The sequence below is a fragment of the Mesorhizobium sp. WSM4830 genome, assembly GCF_055811495.1.
The window spans coordinates 19,120-34,619 of sequence record NZ_JBVVQI010000044.1 but is presented as its reverse complement, the minus strand read 5'-3'; the positions used below and the strand labels follow the sequence as shown (position 1 = coordinate 34,619).

11 protein-coding genes and 3 pseudogenes are annotated in these 15,500 nt (G+C 61.8%); 1 reads left to right on the top strand and 13 read right to left on the bottom strand.

Annotated features, from left to right (window positions below):
• Nucleotides 1-263 precede the first annotated feature (263 nt).
• From pyc to AC0L2Y_RS31660, 11 genes and pseudogenes are all read right to left on the bottom strand, one after another.
• On the bottom strand, nucleotides 264-3,722 hold the full coding sequence (gene pyc, locus AC0L2Y_RS31710) for a pyruvate carboxylase (RefSeq protein ID WP_352489222.1): 3,459 nt from the start codon (nucleotides 3,720-3,722) through the stop codon (nucleotides 264-266).
• 232 nt (nucleotides 3,723-3,954) lie between these two features.
• A complete protein-coding gene (locus AC0L2Y_RS31705; RefSeq protein WP_352489221.1) occupies nucleotides 3,955-5,085 on the bottom strand; it encodes a branched-chain amino acid ABC transporter substrate-binding protein in 1,131 nt (376 codons plus the stop codon).
• Nucleotides 5,086-5,223: 138 nt separating this feature from the next.
• A complete protein-coding gene (locus AC0L2Y_RS31700; protein WP_352489220.1) occupies nucleotides 5,224-5,571 on the bottom strand; it encodes a DUF6867 family protein in 348 nt (115 codons plus the stop codon).
• Between the two features lie 18 nt (nucleotides 5,572-5,589).
• On the bottom strand, nucleotides 5,590-6,318 hold the full coding sequence (locus tag AC0L2Y_RS31695; RefSeq protein ID WP_254816420.1) for an ABC transporter ATP-binding protein: 729 nt from the start codon (nucleotides 6,316-6,318) through the stop codon (nucleotides 5,590-5,592).
• 8 nt (nucleotides 6,319-6,326) lie between these two features.
• A pseudogene (locus AC0L2Y_RS31690) lies at nucleotides 6,327-7,466 on the bottom strand (ABC transporter ATP-binding protein); the annotation flags it as partial.
• A pseudogene (gene livM, locus AC0L2Y_RS31685) lies at nucleotides 7,466-8,674 on the bottom strand (high-affinity branched-chain amino acid ABC transporter permease LivM); the annotation flags it as partial. The pseudogenes AC0L2Y_RS31690 and livM, both read right to left, overlap by 1 nt.
• Before the next feature lie 117 nt (nucleotides 8,675-8,791).
• Nucleotides 8,792-9,094: pseudogene (locus AC0L2Y_RS31680) on the bottom strand (DUF3382 domain-containing protein); the annotation flags it as partial.
• A gap of 4 nt (nucleotides 9,095-9,098) precedes the next feature.
• Entirely contained in the window at nucleotides 9,099-10,001 is a 903-nt protein-coding gene (locus AC0L2Y_RS31675; RefSeq protein ID WP_023678052.1) for a branched-chain amino acid ABC transporter permease, read from the bottom strand.
• A 334-nt stretch (nucleotides 10,002-10,335) separates the two neighbouring features.
• A complete protein-coding gene (locus AC0L2Y_RS31670; protein WP_352564676.1) occupies nucleotides 10,336-11,337 on the bottom strand; it encodes a 4-hydroxyproline epimerase in 1,002 nt (333 codons plus the stop codon).
• A 28-nt stretch (nucleotides 11,338-11,365) separates the two neighbouring features.
• Complete coding sequence (locus tag AC0L2Y_RS31665; RefSeq protein ID WP_473561879.1) at nucleotides 11,366-12,616, bottom strand: NAD(P)/FAD-dependent oxidoreductase; 1,251 nt, start codon at nucleotides 12,614-12,616, stop codon at nucleotides 11,366-11,368.
• 48 nt (nucleotides 12,617-12,664) lie between these two features.
• Complete coding sequence (locus AC0L2Y_RS31660; protein ID WP_352489217.1) at nucleotides 12,665-13,558, bottom strand: dihydrodipicolinate synthase family protein; 894 nt, start codon at nucleotides 13,556-13,558, stop codon at nucleotides 12,665-12,667.
• A 103-nt stretch (nucleotides 13,559-13,661) separates the two neighbouring features.
• Here AC0L2Y_RS31660 and AC0L2Y_RS31655 point away from each other — a divergent pair, with 103 nt between their 5' ends.
• A complete protein-coding gene (locus tag AC0L2Y_RS31655; protein WP_352489216.1) occupies nucleotides 13,662-14,315 on the top strand; it encodes a GntR family transcriptional regulator in 654 nt (217 codons plus the stop codon).
• 14 nt (nucleotides 14,316-14,329) lie between these two features.
• Here the strand turns inward: AC0L2Y_RS31655 and AC0L2Y_RS31650 are convergent, their stop codons facing one another.
• Both AC0L2Y_RS31650 and AC0L2Y_RS31645 read right to left on the bottom strand, forming a co-directional pair.
• Nucleotides 14,330-14,644, bottom strand: coding sequence for a hypothetical protein (locus AC0L2Y_RS31650; RefSeq protein ID WP_473561877.1), 315 nt, complete (start codon nucleotides 14,642-14,644; stop codon nucleotides 14,330-14,332).
• Nucleotides 14,645-14,949: 305 nt separating this feature from the next.
• Nucleotides 14,950-15,246 (bottom strand): hypothetical protein, encoded by a 297-nt coding sequence (locus AC0L2Y_RS31645; RefSeq protein WP_352450871.1) that lies wholly within the window; start codon nucleotides 15,244-15,246, stop codon nucleotides 14,950-14,952.
• Nucleotides 15,247-15,500: the final 254 nt, after the last annotated feature.

Genomic DNA, 15,500 nt, shown 5'->3' with positions numbered 1-15,500 from the left:
CCCGCCGAAATAGAATCGAGCTTCGCCGCAAAGCGCAACCCAGATGTGTGAATGCGATAGGTATAGTGACGGGGAGAGGGGCGCTCTCATTGATGATTTCGCCAATTTTCAGCGTTGCAAATAAGCGCTGATTTTTGGCGCTCAGCCCCTTCTCCCCGTCACTATACGGGGAGAAGGTGCCGGCAGGCGGATGAGGGGCGGCGCCAAGGTCGGCAATTGTCCTGAAGCGATTACTCTGGATATCCGACGAAGGGCAACTCACCTTACCCGAACGCGATCAGCAGATCCTTGGCATCGATCTGGTCGCCGGCCTTGACCAGCACCTCGGCTATGGTGCCGTCGCGTTCGGCATGCAACGCCGTTTCCATTTTCATCGCTTCGATCGACAGCAGCACGTCACCAGCCTTCACCGCCTGGCCGGCAGCGACCGCAAGCGCCGAAACGACGCCAGGCATCGGCGCGCCGACATGCGCCTCATTGCCCGGCTCCGCCTTGCGCCGCGCCTTGGCGGCAGACGCGCCATGCGCCCGGTCCGGCACCTTCACCCGGCGCGGCTGGCCGTTGAGCTCGAAGAACACGGTGACCATGCCCTTTTCGTCGACATCGCCCAGGGCAAGGCAGCGCACCACCAGCGTCTTGCCTTTTTCGATATCGACGAAAATCTCGTCTTCCGGCTTCATGCCGTAGAAATAGGTCGGCGTCGGCAGCACGCTGACCGGCCCGTAGGTCTCCTGCGCGGCGGCAAAATCGGAAAACACCTTCGGATACATCAGCCACGACGCGAACTCGAACTCGCTGAGCTTGCGCTCGAGCTTTTCCTCGACCTCCGTGCGACTGGCCTTGAGGTCCGCCGGTTTGAGCAGCGAACCCGGCCGCACCGTGATCGGCTTTTCGCCCTTGAGCACCTTCTTCTGCAATGGCTTTGGCCAGCCGCCCGGCGACTGGCCGAGATCGCCGCGCAACATCGACACCACCGAATCCGGGAAGGCGATGTCCCTCGCCGGATTTTCGACGTCGGCGACGGTCAGGTCCTGGCTGACCATCATCAGCGCCATGTCGCCGACGACCTTGGACGACGGCGTCACCTTGACGATGTCGCCGAACATCAGATTGACGTCGTGATAGGTCTGCGCCACTTCGTGCCAGCGCGTCTCCAGCCCGAGCGAGCGCGCCTGTTCCTTGAGGTTGGTGAACTGCCCGCCCGGCATTTCGTGCAGATAGACCTCCGATGCCGGCCCCTTCAGGTCGCTTTCAAAGGCGGCGTATTGGTTGCGCACCGCCTCCCAGTAGAACGAGATGTTCCTGATCCATTGCGGGTCGAGGCCCGGGTCGCGCTCGGTGCCTTTCAGCGCCTCGACGATCGAACCCAGGCACGGCTGCGAGGTGTTGCCCGATAGCGAATCCATCGCCGCGTCAATGGCGTCGACGCCGCTCTCCACCGCCGCCAGCACGGTTGCCGCCGACAGGCCGGATGTGTCGTGGGTGTGGAAGTGGATCGGCAGGTCCGTCGCCTCGCGCAGTGCCTTGAACAGCACGCGGGCCGCCGCCGGTTTCAAAAGCCCGGCCATATCCTTGACGGCGATGATATGGGCGCCTGCCGCCTGCAATTCCCTGGCCAGGCCGACATAGTATTTCAGATCGTATTTGGCCCGCGCCGGATCGAGTATGTCGCCGGTATAACAGATAGCCGCTTCGATCAGTCTGCCCTCGGCGCCGACCGCATCCATGGCGACGCGCATGTTGTCGACCCAATTCAGGCAATCGAAGACCCGGAACAGGTCGATGCCGCCGGCAGCGGCCTGGCGGACGAAATGCTGGACGACATTGTCGGGATAGTTGGTATAGCCAACGCCGTTGGCGCCGCGCAGGAGCATCTGCAGCAGAAGGTTGGGTGCTGCCTCGCGCACCAGCGACAGCCGCTCCCACGGGTCTTCGGTGAGAAAGCGCATGGCGACGTCGAATGTGGCGCCGCCCCAGCATTCGAGCGACAAAAGTTGAGGCAGAGCACGCGCATAGGTGCCGGCAATTCCGGCGATGTCATAGGTGCGCACACGCGTCGCCAGCAAGGATTGATGCCCGTCGCGCATTGTCGTGTCGGTGACCAGCACCTCTTTTTGTTCGCGCATCCACGCGGCGAATTTCTCCGGCCCGAGCACGTCGAGCTTCTGCTTGCTGCCTTGAGGCACATTGCCGTTGAGATATGGCACCACCGGCGGCGCCGCATCGGCCTTTGGCTGCGGCCGGCCGCGCGTCTCGGGATGACCATTGACCGAAACGTCGGCAAGATAGTTGAGCAGCTTGGTCGCGCGGTCCTGCCGCTTCACGCTGGCGAACAGTTCCGGCGTCGTGTCGATGAACTTGGTGGTGTAGGAATTGTCGGCGAAGCTCGGGTGATTGATGATCGCCTCGAGAAAGGTGAGGTTGGTCGCCACGCCGCGGATGCGGAATTCGCGCAGCGCCCGGTTCATGCGGGCGATGGTCTCGGCCGGCGTCGGCGCCCACGCCGTCACCTTTTCCAGCAGCGGATCGTAGAAGCGGGTGATGACCGCGCCCGAATAGGCGGTGCCGCCATCAAGGCGGATACCGAAGCCGGTGGCACCGCGATAGGCGGTGATGCGGCCATAGTCGGGGATGAAATTATGCTCGGGATCTTCCGTGGTGATGCGGCACTGCAGGGCGTGACCGTTGAGCCTGATGTCCTTTTGCGCCGGCACGCCCGATTCCGCCGTGCCGATGGCAAAGCCGTCGAGGATATGAATCTGCGCCTTGACGATGTCGATGCCGGTCACCTGTTCGGTGACGGTGTGCTCGACCTGGATACGCGGATTGACCTCGATGAAATAGAATTTTCCGGTGTCTGCATCCTGCAGGAACTCGACCGTGCCGGCGCCGATATAGCTGGTTTCGTGCGCGATCCTCAGCGCGTAGCCGCAAAGCTCCTCGCGCTGTGGCATTTCAAGATACGGCGCCGGCGCCCGCTCGACCACTTTCTGGTTGCGGCGCTGGATCGAACAATCGCGCTCGAACAGGTGCACCGCGTTGCCATGCGTGTCGCCCAGCACCTGCACCTCGACATGGCGGGCGCGCTCGATCAGCTTTTCGAGATAGACCTCATCCTTGCCGAAAGCCGCCTTCGCCTCACGCTTGCCTTCCATCACCTCGCGGGCGAGATCGGCCTCGGAGCGGATGGCGCGCATGCCGCGGCCGCCGCCGCCCCAGGATGCCTTGAGCATTACCGGGTAGCCGATCGTCTTGGCGAGTTCCTTTACCGCCGCCATGTCGTCCGGCAGGGGATCGGTGGCGGGAATTACCGGCACGCCGACTTCGATCGCCAGATTGCGGGCGGCGACCTTGTTGCCCAGCCTGCGCATCGTATCCGGCTTTGGCCCGATGAAGATGATGCCGGCCTGCGCACAGGCTTCGGCGAACTCGGGGCTTTCGGATAGCAGCCCGTAGCCCGGATGGATGGCATCGGCGCCCGAAAGCCTGGCGACGCGGATAACCTCCTCGATCGACAGGTAGCTTTCGATCGGCCCCATATCCCGGGCCAGATGCGGCCCGCGCCCGACCTGGTAGCTTTCGTCGGCCTTGAAGCGATGCAGGGAGTATTTGTCCTCCTCTGCCCAGATCGCCACGGTTTTAAGGCCGAGCTCGTTGGCCGCGCGGAAGACGCGGATGGCTATTTCGGAGCGGTTGGCGACAAGGATCTTCGAGATTGCCAAGGACAGGGCTCCGGACGCGGGGAAGGGAACTGCCGGACATGATTAGCGCGAAAATGCTGCAGTGCAAACAAAATCGAAAAGAGGATTAAACCGATTTAGTTTGATCTATCGCGCTGACACATTGCGTGTCGATCCGAAGAACGCCTGGGCAGTTCCGATCCAGGCTTTCGGGAACTCTCATAAAAAAATGCCCGGCGCGCGGCGCCGGGCATTTTCATGTAGCAACGTCCGGTTATTTGCCGGGTGCGTTCTCGACATAGGTGTATTTGCCGTCGTCACCCTTCTTCCAGGTGTACATGACGTAGTCCGGACGGGTGATATCGCCCTTCGCGTCGTAGCCGATCTCGCCGATTGCGGTCTTCCAGGGGCCGGCCGACTTGATGGTCTCGGCTACCTTCTGAGCGTCATCGGCTGAACCGGTCTTGGTAATGGCGGCCGCGATGATTTCCATCGCTGCGTAGGAGTAGAGGGTGTAGGCCTCGGGCTCGAAGCCGGCCGCACGGAACTTCTCGACGAGTTCCTTGGCGTTCGGATTCTTGCGCGGATCCGGAGCGAACGTCATCAGCGTGCCCTCGACGGCGTCGCCCGCGATGGAGGCCAATTCGTTCGACACGATGCCGTCGCCGGACATGAAGGTTGCCTTGAGGCCCTGGTCGGCGAGCTGGCGTATGATCAGGCCGGCTTCGGTGTGCAGGCCGCCATAGTAGACGACCGTGACGCCCGCGTCCTTCATCTTGGCGATGAGGGCCGAGAAATCCTTGTCGCCGACATTGATGCCTTCATACATGGCCTCAGTCACGCCGTTGGCCGCGAGCGCCTTCTTGGTTTCGTCGGCGAGGCCCTGGCCATAAGGCGTCTTGTCATGGATGACAGCGATCTTGGCATCCTTGAAGTTCGCGGCGAGATAGTCGCCGGCGACCTTGCCCTGCTGATCGTCGCGTCCGCAGGTGCGGAAGGTGTTCCACATGCCACGTTCGGTGAACTTCGGATTGGTCGCGGCCGGCGTGATCTCAAGGATGCCGTTCTCGGCGTAGACTTCCGACGCCGGGATCGAGACGCCGGAGTTGAAGTGGCCATCGACGTACTTGACGCCGTCGGCGACGAACTTGTTGGCGACCGAGATGCCTTGCTTGGGATCGGAGACGTCGTCGCCGACTTCAAGCTTGAGCTGCTGGCCAAGAACGCCGCCCGCCGCATTGATATCGGCGACTGCCTGTTCGGCACCCTTCTGAAGCTGGGCGCCGAACGCTGCGTTCGGACCGGTGATCGGACCGGCAACGCCGATCAGGATGTCAGCCCACGCGTTGCCGCTGAACGCGACAAGCGCGGTCAGGGCGACGGCGGACAAAAGTGACTTTTTCATTGAAACGCTCCCATTTACCGAGTGGGCGTGGATGTTGCTTTCATGCGATGCCCACTCTTGCTCGCAGAAAGAGTACTTTGCCGATTTTCAGGCACTTGTCACGCCGATTCATCCCTGAAACGCCGTTAATGATAAATGTCAACCTTTTGGTTTCCAGCTCAAAAGAGAGGCTCTTTCGTAAAGCCAATTATACTGCGTTACCATCTGGTTGGTGCGCGTGTATTGGTAGCCAATGAAGCCCAATATCATCAGCACGATGGTATCGACCACGTAGTAATGCAGCGAAAACATCGTTCCGCCGAACAGCGCATGATGGATGAATCTTACGCCGATGCCGAGCCCCAGCATATAGGCGAATAGCTGGCCAAAGCTGCGCCATGTTTGGGCACACGCCTTGCCCGTCATCCAGGCCGCCCAGCCACCGAGCAGGCAGGTGACGAAGAAGAACTGCCAGATCGAGGGTTCCTCATAGAGAATGCCCTGCATGATGAAGACTCCTGAAACTCAGTGATGGCCGCCCTCGAGATAGGCGGCGCGCACTTCCGGATTGGCGAGCAGTTCCTTGCCGGTGCCGCTCATCGTCACATTGCCGTTGACCATGACATAGCCGCGCGTGGCGAGCTTCAGTGCGCCGAAGGCGTTCTGCTCGACCAGGAACACGGTCAATCCCTGCGTGCGGTTTAGCTCGCGAATGGCGTCGAAGATCTGCTTGACGATCAGCGGCGCCAGGCCTAGCGACGGCTCATCCAGCAAGAGCAGCTTCGGCCGTGCCATCAGCGCGCGGCCGATCGACAGCATCTGCTGCTCGCCGCCCGAAAGCGTGCCGCCACGTTGGCCGACGCGTTCCTTGAGCCGCGGGAACAGCGTGAAGACCCTCTCGACGTCCTCGTCGTAATGCTTGAGACCGTCGAGGCTGGCGCCCATCTGCAGGTTTTCCATCACCGTCATGCGCGGAAAGATGCGCCGGCCCTCCGGCGACTGCGCGATACGCATGCGCGCGATCTCGTGGGTCGGCATCTGGGTGATATCGGTGCCGGCGAAGGTGATCGTGCCGGCGCGAGCGCGCGGAGCACCGAAGATGGTCATCATCAGTGTGGACTTGCCGGCGCCGTTGGCGCCGATCAGCGCCACGATCTCGCCCTGTTTGACGGTGACGTCGACGCCGTTCAGCGCCCTGATGTTGCCGTAGTAGGTCTGGACGCCCTTGATATCGAGCAGCGTTGTGCCGGCCATTATTTCCGCCCTCCGCGCCGATTAGAGGTGCCGGGAGTTTTCGGCTTCGCCGGAGCCTTGCCCGGCTTTGCCGTGGAAGATTTCGCGGCCGATTTGGCTTTGGCCGACGATCCGGACTTTGCAGCAGCGCTCGACTTTGCATCGATCTGCCCGGCCTTCGAAGCGCCCTTTGACACTGTGACGCGTTCGCCCTCGCTATGGCCGACCGTATCGACCACCGGCCCGGCGAGATAGGAAGACGATGTGCCCGGGCCGTGTGCGTAATCCGGACCGGTATCCAGTTGCTCGATGACGTCCTCGTCGCCGACCTCGGTCAGCACCGTCTCGACGTCCTCGTCTTCGACACCGAGATAGGCGGCGATGACGCGCGGGTCGGTTCGTACCGATTGCGGATTGCCGTCGGAGATCTTGCGCCCATATTCGAGCACGACGACATGGTCTGAAATCTGCATGACCACCGCCATGTCGTGCTCGATCAAAAGGATCGACGTGCCGGTGTTGTCCTTGATGTCCATCAGCAACGCATTGAGTGCCGCCGATTCCTTCGGATTAAGGCCGGCAGCCGGTTCGTCGAGGCACAGAAGCTCAGGGCCGGTGCACATGGCTCGAGCAATTTCGAGCCGTCGCTGCGCGCCATATGGCAGATCGCCGGCAGGATCGTCGGCGCGGTCGACGAGATCGGCCTTCTCCAGCCAGTGCTCGGCCAGTTCAACCGATTCCGCCGAAGCCTGTCTGTATCCGCTATAGCCGAACAGGCCGAGAATGGTATAGCCGGACGCCTTCATCAGCTTGTTGTGCTGAGCGACCAGAAGGTTCTCCAGCAGCGTCATGCCCGAGAACAGGCGGATATTCTGGAAGGTACGCGCCACCTTGGCACGCGCCGGGATCTCATGGTTCGGCAAGCGTTCGAGCAGGAAGGTCGAGCCGTCGCGCCGGTTGAGCGTGATCATGCCTTCCGACGGCTTGTAGAAACCGGTGATGCAATTGAACACGGTGGTCTTGCCGGCGCCGTTGGGACCGATCAGAGCGGTGATCTCGCCACGTTTGGCCTGGAATGACAAATCGCCGATGGCGACGAGACCGCCGAACTTCATCGACAGATGCTCGACCTGCAGGATGGCATTGTTCACGGAAGGGTTCGCGTTCATCAGCCGTGTCCCTCCTTGGTGAAGGACCCCGACACCGCCCTGCGCACCTTGAGGAAGGCCGTCGGCTCGCGGCTGCCGACGAAGCCACGCGGCTTCCACAGCATGACGATGACCATGGCCATGCCGAACAACAGCATGCGATAAAGCTCCGGCGTGAAGTCGGGGCCGAACCCGGGTATGACCTTGATGTTGCCCCAACTCAGGCCGGTCTTGAGGAAATCCAGTTCGCGCAGGATTTCGGTGCCGCCGATCATCACCATGGCGGCGACGGCAATACCGACCAGCGAGCCCATGCCGCCAAGTACGACGATGGCAAGGATGATCGCCGATTCCAGGAAGACGAAGGATTCCGGGCTGACGAAGCCTTGCCGCGCGGCGAAGAACGAGCCGGCGAAGCCGCCGAACATCGCGCCCGTGGCAAAGGCCGTGAGCTTGGTGGTGGTGGTGTTGATGCCGAGCGAGCGGCAGGCGATCTCGTCCTCGCGCAGCGCTTCCCAGGCGCGGCCGACCGGCAGCCGCCTGAGCCTCACCGTGACGAAGGCGGTCAGCAGGCAGAGTCCAAGGATCAGGTAGTAGAGGAAGATCTTGTAGTAGGCGCCGGACTGCGCGATGCCGAGCACCTTGGAGATGTAGTTCGGGTCGGAGACGTTGAACGACATCAGGCCGAAGAAAGAGACCTTCGGGATGCCGGAAATCCCGGCCGAGCCGTTGGTCACTTCGCGCCAGTTGATGATCACCAGCCTTATGATCTCGCCGAAAGCGAGCGTCACGATCGCCAGATAGTCACCGCGCAGGCGCAGCACCGGGAAGCCCAGCATCACGCCCCAGAATGCAGCCATCAGGCCGGCGGCGGGTAGCAGGATCCAGAAGGAAAGGCCGAAATGCGTGCCGAGCAGCGCATAGGCATAGGCACCGACGGCGTAGAAGGCGACATAGCCGAGGTCGAGCAGGCCGGCCAAGCCGATAACGATATTCAACCCCCAGGCCAGCATCACATAGATCAGGATCTGGATGCCGAAATTGTCGACATACTTCAGCGAACCCTGGAAACCGACCGCCATGGACCCGGCATATAGCGCCAGCACCAACACCACGACGATCGGGTAGAGCGCCAGTGCGGTTATGCCCAATGCCGAGAAATGAGCATGAATGAAGGCCCGGAAACGATAAATCAGCCACGCCAGCGCATAGATGATTGCGAGCGCCCGCAGGAACCGCACAAAATCGGAAATTTCCGGCCCCAAGGCCTCGGTCAGGAAGCCACTGAGCGCGAGCAGAATAACAGCGACGGCGAGCGCAACGATGAACGCGGGAAGGCGGAAGAATCGCGAAGCCAGGCTGACCGGCAGCAGGCCGGTGGCGACGTCGACGATCTTCTGGTTCGCCAGGAAGGGTTGGCCATAGGCGACGTAAAGGAAGCGTCCGGCCATGGTGGCGATCACCACGCCGGCGAGCAAGCCCCAGCGCTGCACCAGGATCAGTTCGTTGGAGATGTTCTGGTCGGTCTTCAGGCCGATGAACAGCACGAACAGGCCAAGCGAGATGGCGCCGGCATAGAGTGCTTCGCGAAAAGCGCGCTGGACCGGGGTGGCGACGACGGTGCTATCCGGAGATACGGTAACCGCCATGATCTCAGACCTTTTCGACTTCTGGCCGGCCGAGAATGCCGGAAGGCAGGAAGATCAGCACGATCGCCAGGATGGAGAAGGCGGCGACGTCCTTGTAATCGATCGAGAAATAAGCCGACCACATGCTTTCGATGAAGCCAATCATCAGCCCGCCGAGCACGGCGCCGGGCAGTGAGCCGATGCCGCCGAGCACCGCGGCAGTAAATGCCTTCACACCGGGCGTAAAGCCGTCGGAAAACACCACCACACCGTAGTACATCAGGAACAACGTGCCGGCGACGGCGGCAAGGGCGGCGCCCATGATGAAGGTGATCGAGATGGTGCGGTCGACGTCGATGCCAAGCAGCGCCGCCATCTTGCGGTCCTGCTCGCAGGCGCGCTGCGCCCGGCCGAGCGAGGTCTTGTTGACCAGGTACCAGAACAGCGCCAGCAGGACTATGGTGACCAGGACGATGATGATCTGCTTCAGCGAGACGCTGATGCCTTCGATGTTGTAGACCTTGGACACCATTGGCGGGACCGGCTTGTTGCGCGGCCCTTGCGTCACCTGGACGAAATTGGACAGCGCAATCGACATGCCGATCGCGGTGATCAGCGGCGCCAGCCGGAATGAACCGCGCAAAGGCCGGTAGGCCACCTTCTCGATCGTCCAGTTATACAGGCTGGTCAGCAGCATCGCGACGATCATCATGATCAGCAGCGCAACGACGATCGGTAGCGAATAGAACAATGCACCGAGGATAAGGAAAACGATGAGCGCGGTGAAAGCGCCGATCATGAAAATGTCGCCATGGGCGAAATTGATCATGCCGATGATGCCGTAGACCATCGTATAGCCGATCGCTATCAGCCCATAGATCGATCCCAGCGTCAGCCCATTGATAAGCTGCTGGACAAAATACTGCATGCTGTCGTGGCTCCCCTGGAATGTCGCCCATGCAGACGCATTCCTTTTCGTATTTCCCCTAGTCGTAAAGTTTCGAGCCCGGATTGCAACGTGATTTTTCGATCATTATGCGTGTTTTCGCCGCACGCCATCCGATTGCCCGTTTTGTTCCCGTCCGACCCCTGGACCATCGCGGACCCTATCATTGGCCTAACGCAATGTCTTTGACGATTCAATCGCAGCATGAGCCCCATTTCGAAGAAATCGGCGTCAAAATAAGTTGATGAGCGGGATCGTTGCGTGATCGATCGCAATTCGTTTGCGCTCTCTTTCCTTCCCCTGCGTCAGTGATTTCCTATTTGACGACGAAACCGTGCGCGAACGGGTCGCGGTCGTCGATGAAGATCGTGTTCAATCCGGTCATCCGCGCCCAGCCGCCGATCGAGGGAATGATTGCCGGCTTGCCAGCGACGGTGACCTCTTTCTCCACCCTGCCCTTGAACAGCGACCCGATGATCGATTCATGGACGAAGTCGTCGCCGACCCCAAGCTTGCCCTTGGCGTGAAGCTGCGCCATCCGCGCCGAGGTGCCGGTGCCGCAGGGCGAGCGGTCGATTGCCTTGTCGCCGTAGAAGACGGCGTTGCGGGCATCGGCTTGCGGGTTGGTCGGCGCGCCGGTCCACAATATGTGCGACAGCTTGTTGATGCCGGGATTCTCCGGATGCACGAAGGTATATTTTTCGTTGAGCCGTTGCCGCACCACCGGGCTCCAGGCGATCAGTTCGCCGGCCGAATGCTCGGCCATGTCGCGATAGTTCTTTTGCGGTTCGACGATGGCGTAGAAATTGCCGCCATAGGCGACATCGACGCTGATCTCGCCGAGCCCGGGGCACTCGACCGTCAGCCCTTCGGCATAAAGGAAGGACGGCACATTGGTGATGCGCACCTCCTCGACGTAGTCGCCGACTTGGCTGTACTCGGCGACGACCACGCCCGCCGGCGTATCCAGCCTGAGCACGCCCGGCGTCCTCGGCTTGATCAATCCATGTTCGACGGCAAAGGTCACCGTGCCGATGGTGCCATGGCCGCACATCGGCAAACAGCCCGAGGTTTCGATGAACAGGATGGCGATGTCGCAATCTTCGCGCGTCGGCGGATAGAGGATCGAGCCGGACATCACGTCATGGCCGCGCGGTTCGAACATCAGGCCGGTGCGGATCCAGTCATATTCGGCCAGGAAATGCGCTCGCCGCTCCATCATCGTCGAGCCGTTGAGCAAAGGCCCACCGCCGGCGACCAGCCGCACCGGATTGCCGCAGGTGTGGCCGTCTATGCAGAAGAAGGAATTCTTGGCCATGCCGGCTCCCAACTGAATGTCTTCGAACTCAAAACCGTTGCGGGTTGAACGGGCCGAGATCGAGCGATGGACTCTGCCCGAGAACGAGTTCGCGGATCAAGCGCCCGGTCGCCGCGGCCTGGGTCAGGCCGAGGTGACCATGGCCGAAACCATACACCACCGACGGCGTTTGTTGCGACCGCCCGATCACCGGCAGCGAATCCGGCAGCGACGGTCGGAAGCCCATCCATTCGCGGCCATTGGCCGGATCCAGTCCCGGCAGGAATTTCTGCGCCTTTTCGAGCAGCGCTTTCGAGCGCGCATAATTGGGCGGCCTCTCGAGGCCGCCGAGTTCGACCGCACCACCGACCCGCAGGCCCGTCTCGAGCGGCGTGATGACGAAGCCATGCCCGGAGAAGATCAATTGTCGCTTTACGTCGAAGGCAGTCTTCGGCAACGTCGTGTTGTAGCCACGCTCGGTCTCCAGCGGGATGCCGTCGCCGAGATGTCTCGCCAGCAGATGCGACCAGGCCCCGGCAGCAATGACGACGTGCTTCGCCCGTCGCCGCGTGCCGCCGGCCGCGGTCAGGATCGCCCCGTCCTGTCCCGCCTCGACACGCTCGATCCGGGCCTCTTCGAACTCCGCGCCCAACCTCTCGGCATAGGCCCATAAGGCCTTTCCAAGCAGCTTGGGATCGGCGACGGTTTTCCACCCCGGCACGAACGTTCCCGTGACGAAGCGCGGCGACAGGCCGGGCTGCAGGGCTGTGAGAGCCCTGCCCTCGACATGGCTGAAGCCGATGCCGAAGCGCTGCCTTGCCGCCCAGCCGGGCAGCGAAGCCTTGAACTCGGCCTCGCTGTCGTAGAGTTCGAGCGAGCCGTCCTCGTGCAGCATCGGCCGTGTACCGGAACGGTCGAGCAAGCCCATCCATTCCGCCTCGGCGAGTTTCATCATCCCGGCCTGTGCGGCAAGGCCGGCTTCATAGCGGTCGCTTCGGCCGGCGCGCCAGAAGCGGACCAGCCAGGGCAGCAGCTTCGGCAAATAGGCGGGCGGAATGCTGAGCGGGCCGAGCGGGTCGGCGAGCCATTTCGGCAACTGCCTGATCATGCCCTTGTGGGCGAGCGGCAGCACATCGGAGAAGGCAAAGGCAGCGGCATTGCCGGAGCTGGTCTCCTCGCAGATCCCCGTCCGATCGAAAATCGTGACGGTTCGCCCCGCCTCGGCCAGAAAGGCGGCGGCACAGATGCCGATAATGCCGCCACCAATGATGGCGACATCGAGCGTAGCATTGTCATTCATTGCCGTGCGCCGCGCTGCACATCTGCAAATGCCATCAAAGCGACTGGATCAGAATGCCGGCAGCTCTGGCCGCACCGCCAGCGCATCCCTGACGATCTTTTCGACTGCCTTGCGCCGCTCGCCCGACAATGGCTGGCGCGGCATGCGTACGCGGTCGTTGGTGTTGATCGCCAAGACTTCGGCGAGCTTGATGTTCTGCACCAAATAGGTCGAGACGTCGAGGTCGAGCAGCGGCCGGAACCAGCGGTAGATTTTCAACGCCTCCTCGCGGCGGCCCTGTCTCATCAGCTGGTAGATGGCGACGGTCTCGCGCGGGAATGCGGTGACCAGGCCCGCCACCCAGCCGATGGCGCCGACCGACAGCGCCTCGAAGGCAAGATTGTCGACGCCGGTGAACAGGTCGTAGCGGTCGCCGAGACGGTTGATGATCTCGGTCGAGCGGCGGATGTCGTCGGAGGACTCCTTGATCGCGACGAAGCGCTGGTCCTTCGCCAACTCCTCCATCTGGTCGACAGTGACGTCGACGCGGTAGGCAAGCCTGTTGGAGTAGATCATCACCGGCAGATCGCCGGCGGCGGCGACAGCGCTGAGTGCCGCGACCGTCTCCTCGGCATTGGTATGATAGATCGGGCTCGGCACCACCATCAAACCGTTGGCGCCTTCCTTGGCGGCGCGGCGCGCGATCGCCGCCGCCTCGCGTGTACCGGCCTCGTTGACCGTCAACAGCACCGGTTTCTTGCCGGCGATCTTCTGCGCGGTCTTCAACACCGCGATCTTCTCGTCATGCGACAGCATCGGGCCTTCGCCGAGCGACCCGCAGACGATGATGCCGTCACAGCCGGCCTCCATCTGCAGCGCAAAGCAGCGCTCCATCTCGGCATGGTCGAGGCCGTCGTCCTCGGTGAATTTGGTCGTAACGGCGGGGAAGACTCCGGCCCACATGTCGATCGCTCCATCTGATATATCAGTTGTATATTTCTTAAGAAGCCGGCTGTCAACATTGAATCCGCTATGATATATCAACAATATATCAGGAGACGCCGCATTGGTATATGACAACCCGGGCTCCGAGCCGGCAACTGCCAAGGCCCATCGCAGGCTCGAGCACATGATCGTAACCCTCGAATTGGCACCGGCGAGCTTCATCACCGAGGGGGCGCTGATCGACAGGCTCGGCCTCGGCCGCACCCCGGTTCGCGAAGCGATCCAGCGGCTGGCCTGGGAGGGGCTGCTCGAGGTCCGGCCGCGCGCCGGCATCGCCATCGCGCCGCTTCACCCCGGCGACTGGCTGCGTGTCCTCGACGCCCGCCGTGGCGTCGAGGTGGTGCTTGCCCGCTCGGCCGCCCGCTTCGTCACCCGCGAGGCCGCCGACCTGTTTCATGACGCTGCCCTTGCCATGCAAAAGGCGGTGATTTCGGAAAATGTGTTTTACTTCATCCAGGCCGACAAGGCGCTCGACGAGGCGCTGGCGCTGGCTGCCGACAACCCGTTCGCCGCGCGCCTGGCGGCGCCCTTGCAAACCCACAGCCGCCGCTTCTGGTTTCGCTACAAGGCCGACACCGGCTTGGCCGAATCCGCCGAGCACCACGTCGCGCTGATCCGCTCGATCCTCGCCGGCGACGAAGAGGCCGCGGCCAAGGACGCCAAGCGGCTGATGGCGCTGCTGCGCGGCCACGCTGAGGCAGCTGCTACGCGCTGACGCCGCCCGCTCCCTCATGAGTTTTGGCCGGGCAGGGCCTCCACGCTTTCCCAATTTTCGCCGGCTGCGACGATGCAGCTTCTGCCGGCGACGTCGGTCACGATGACCGTCCAGCTTCCGCTATCGGCGACAAAAACTTCCATGACCGCCTCCTGACCGATCAGTCCGAGAGCAAACTGTTTTTCCTGGAAATTCTCAGTCAGGTGGGCGACGAGGGCGCCATGTTCAACGCAGTATTGATATTGGGCGCTTGCGGCATTCGTACCCACCCCGAATAAGCCGGCAAAAGCTACGGTCTTCACCCATCCTAACAGCGATTTGCGTGCCATAGGGCACCTCCTTTGCCATCGCGATCCGGCAAAGGGAGGTGATTGACGGCCTCATTTTGCCGGAGCGATCCAGGCCGGTTCCGACGTCATCATCGCGTCGCTCCTTTCCGTGTTCCGGTCTGCCGTCAGCGGGAACGATTCTGGATGTTCTCGCTATGTTCGATATATGGTATCGCTAACGAAAAATAGCAAGCGATGCACGCCTCAAGCGGGCGCGGGGAGATCCGTTTCAAGGTCGCCGAGAATAAGGCCGCTGCCCGGCTACCGTGCCGAGGCTGCGGCCAGGTGAATAGGAAAGGCCTACTTCAGGTGCCTGGCAGCGCCGCTATCGTCATCGCGCTTTCCCAGCCTTCGCCGACTGAAATCACGCAGCTTTGACCTTTTGTGTCGCTGGCGAGGATGGTCCATGTGCCCTTGTCGGAAACGAAGACTTCAAGCACCACATTCGGATTGACGACGCCGACCGCGCTAGGGTTTTCATGAAACTTCTCGCCGAGCGCCTTGACCATATCGGCGCGTGCCGCACATTGCTCGGCAGCCATTGCCGGGACGGCGGAAAGCGCCATCGCAGCGCAAGCTATAGTCGCCATGAGACGTGTCATCTGACACCTCCTTTGCGCCGGACGATGTCCCCCGGAGCCGTCACCAGCGCCGTTGGTTGATCTGCCAGCGTCTCCTTCGCGGCAGGACTGAAACCTAAGAAGATTGCTGGCTTCTTGGTTCCATCACATTAGTGTTCATGCCGATGAAGACCGCGACAAAAAGGCCCGAGCTTGGTGCTCGGGCCTTGTCTGCTTTCTGCGATTTGGATCAGTTCATCGTCGGAATGACGAACTCGGAGCCATCCTTCACGCCG

Excerpts from the sequence above, each read along its gene's own strand:
- AC0L2Y_RS31705 (WP_352489221.1), bottom strand. The coding sequence starts at position 5,085 with ATGAAAAAGTCACTTTTGTCCGCCGTCGCCCTGACCGCGCTTGTCGCG.
- AC0L2Y_RS31700 (WP_352489220.1), bottom strand. The coding sequence starts at position 5,571 with ATGCAGGGCATTCTCTATGAGGAACCCTCGATCTGGCAGTTCTTCTTC.
- AC0L2Y_RS31695 (WP_254816420.1), bottom strand. The coding sequence starts at position 6,318 with ATGGCCGGCACAACGCTGCTCGATATCAAGGGCGTCCAGACCTACTAC.
- AC0L2Y_RS31675 (WP_023678052.1), bottom strand. The coding sequence starts at position 10,001 with ATGCAGTATTTTGTCCAGCAGCTTATCAATGGGCTGACGCTGGGATCG.
- AC0L2Y_RS31670 (WP_352564676.1), bottom strand. The coding sequence starts at position 11,337 with ATGGCCAAGAATTCCTTCTTCTGCATAGACGGCCACACCTGCGGCAAT.
- AC0L2Y_RS31665 (WP_473561879.1), bottom strand. The coding sequence starts at position 12,616 with ATGAATGACAATGCTACGCTCGATGTCGCCATCATTGGTGGCGGCATT.
- AC0L2Y_RS31660 (WP_352489217.1), bottom strand. The coding sequence starts at position 13,558 with ATGTGGGCCGGAGTCTTCCCCGCCGTTACGACCAAATTCACCGAGGAC.
- AC0L2Y_RS31650 (WP_473561877.1), bottom strand. The coding sequence starts at position 14,644 with ATGGCACGCAAATCGCTGTTAGGATGGGTGAAGACCGTAGCTTTTGCC.
- AC0L2Y_RS31645 (WP_352450871.1), bottom strand. The coding sequence starts at position 15,246 with ATGACACGTCTCATGGCGACTATAGCTTGCGCTGCGATGGCGCTTTCC.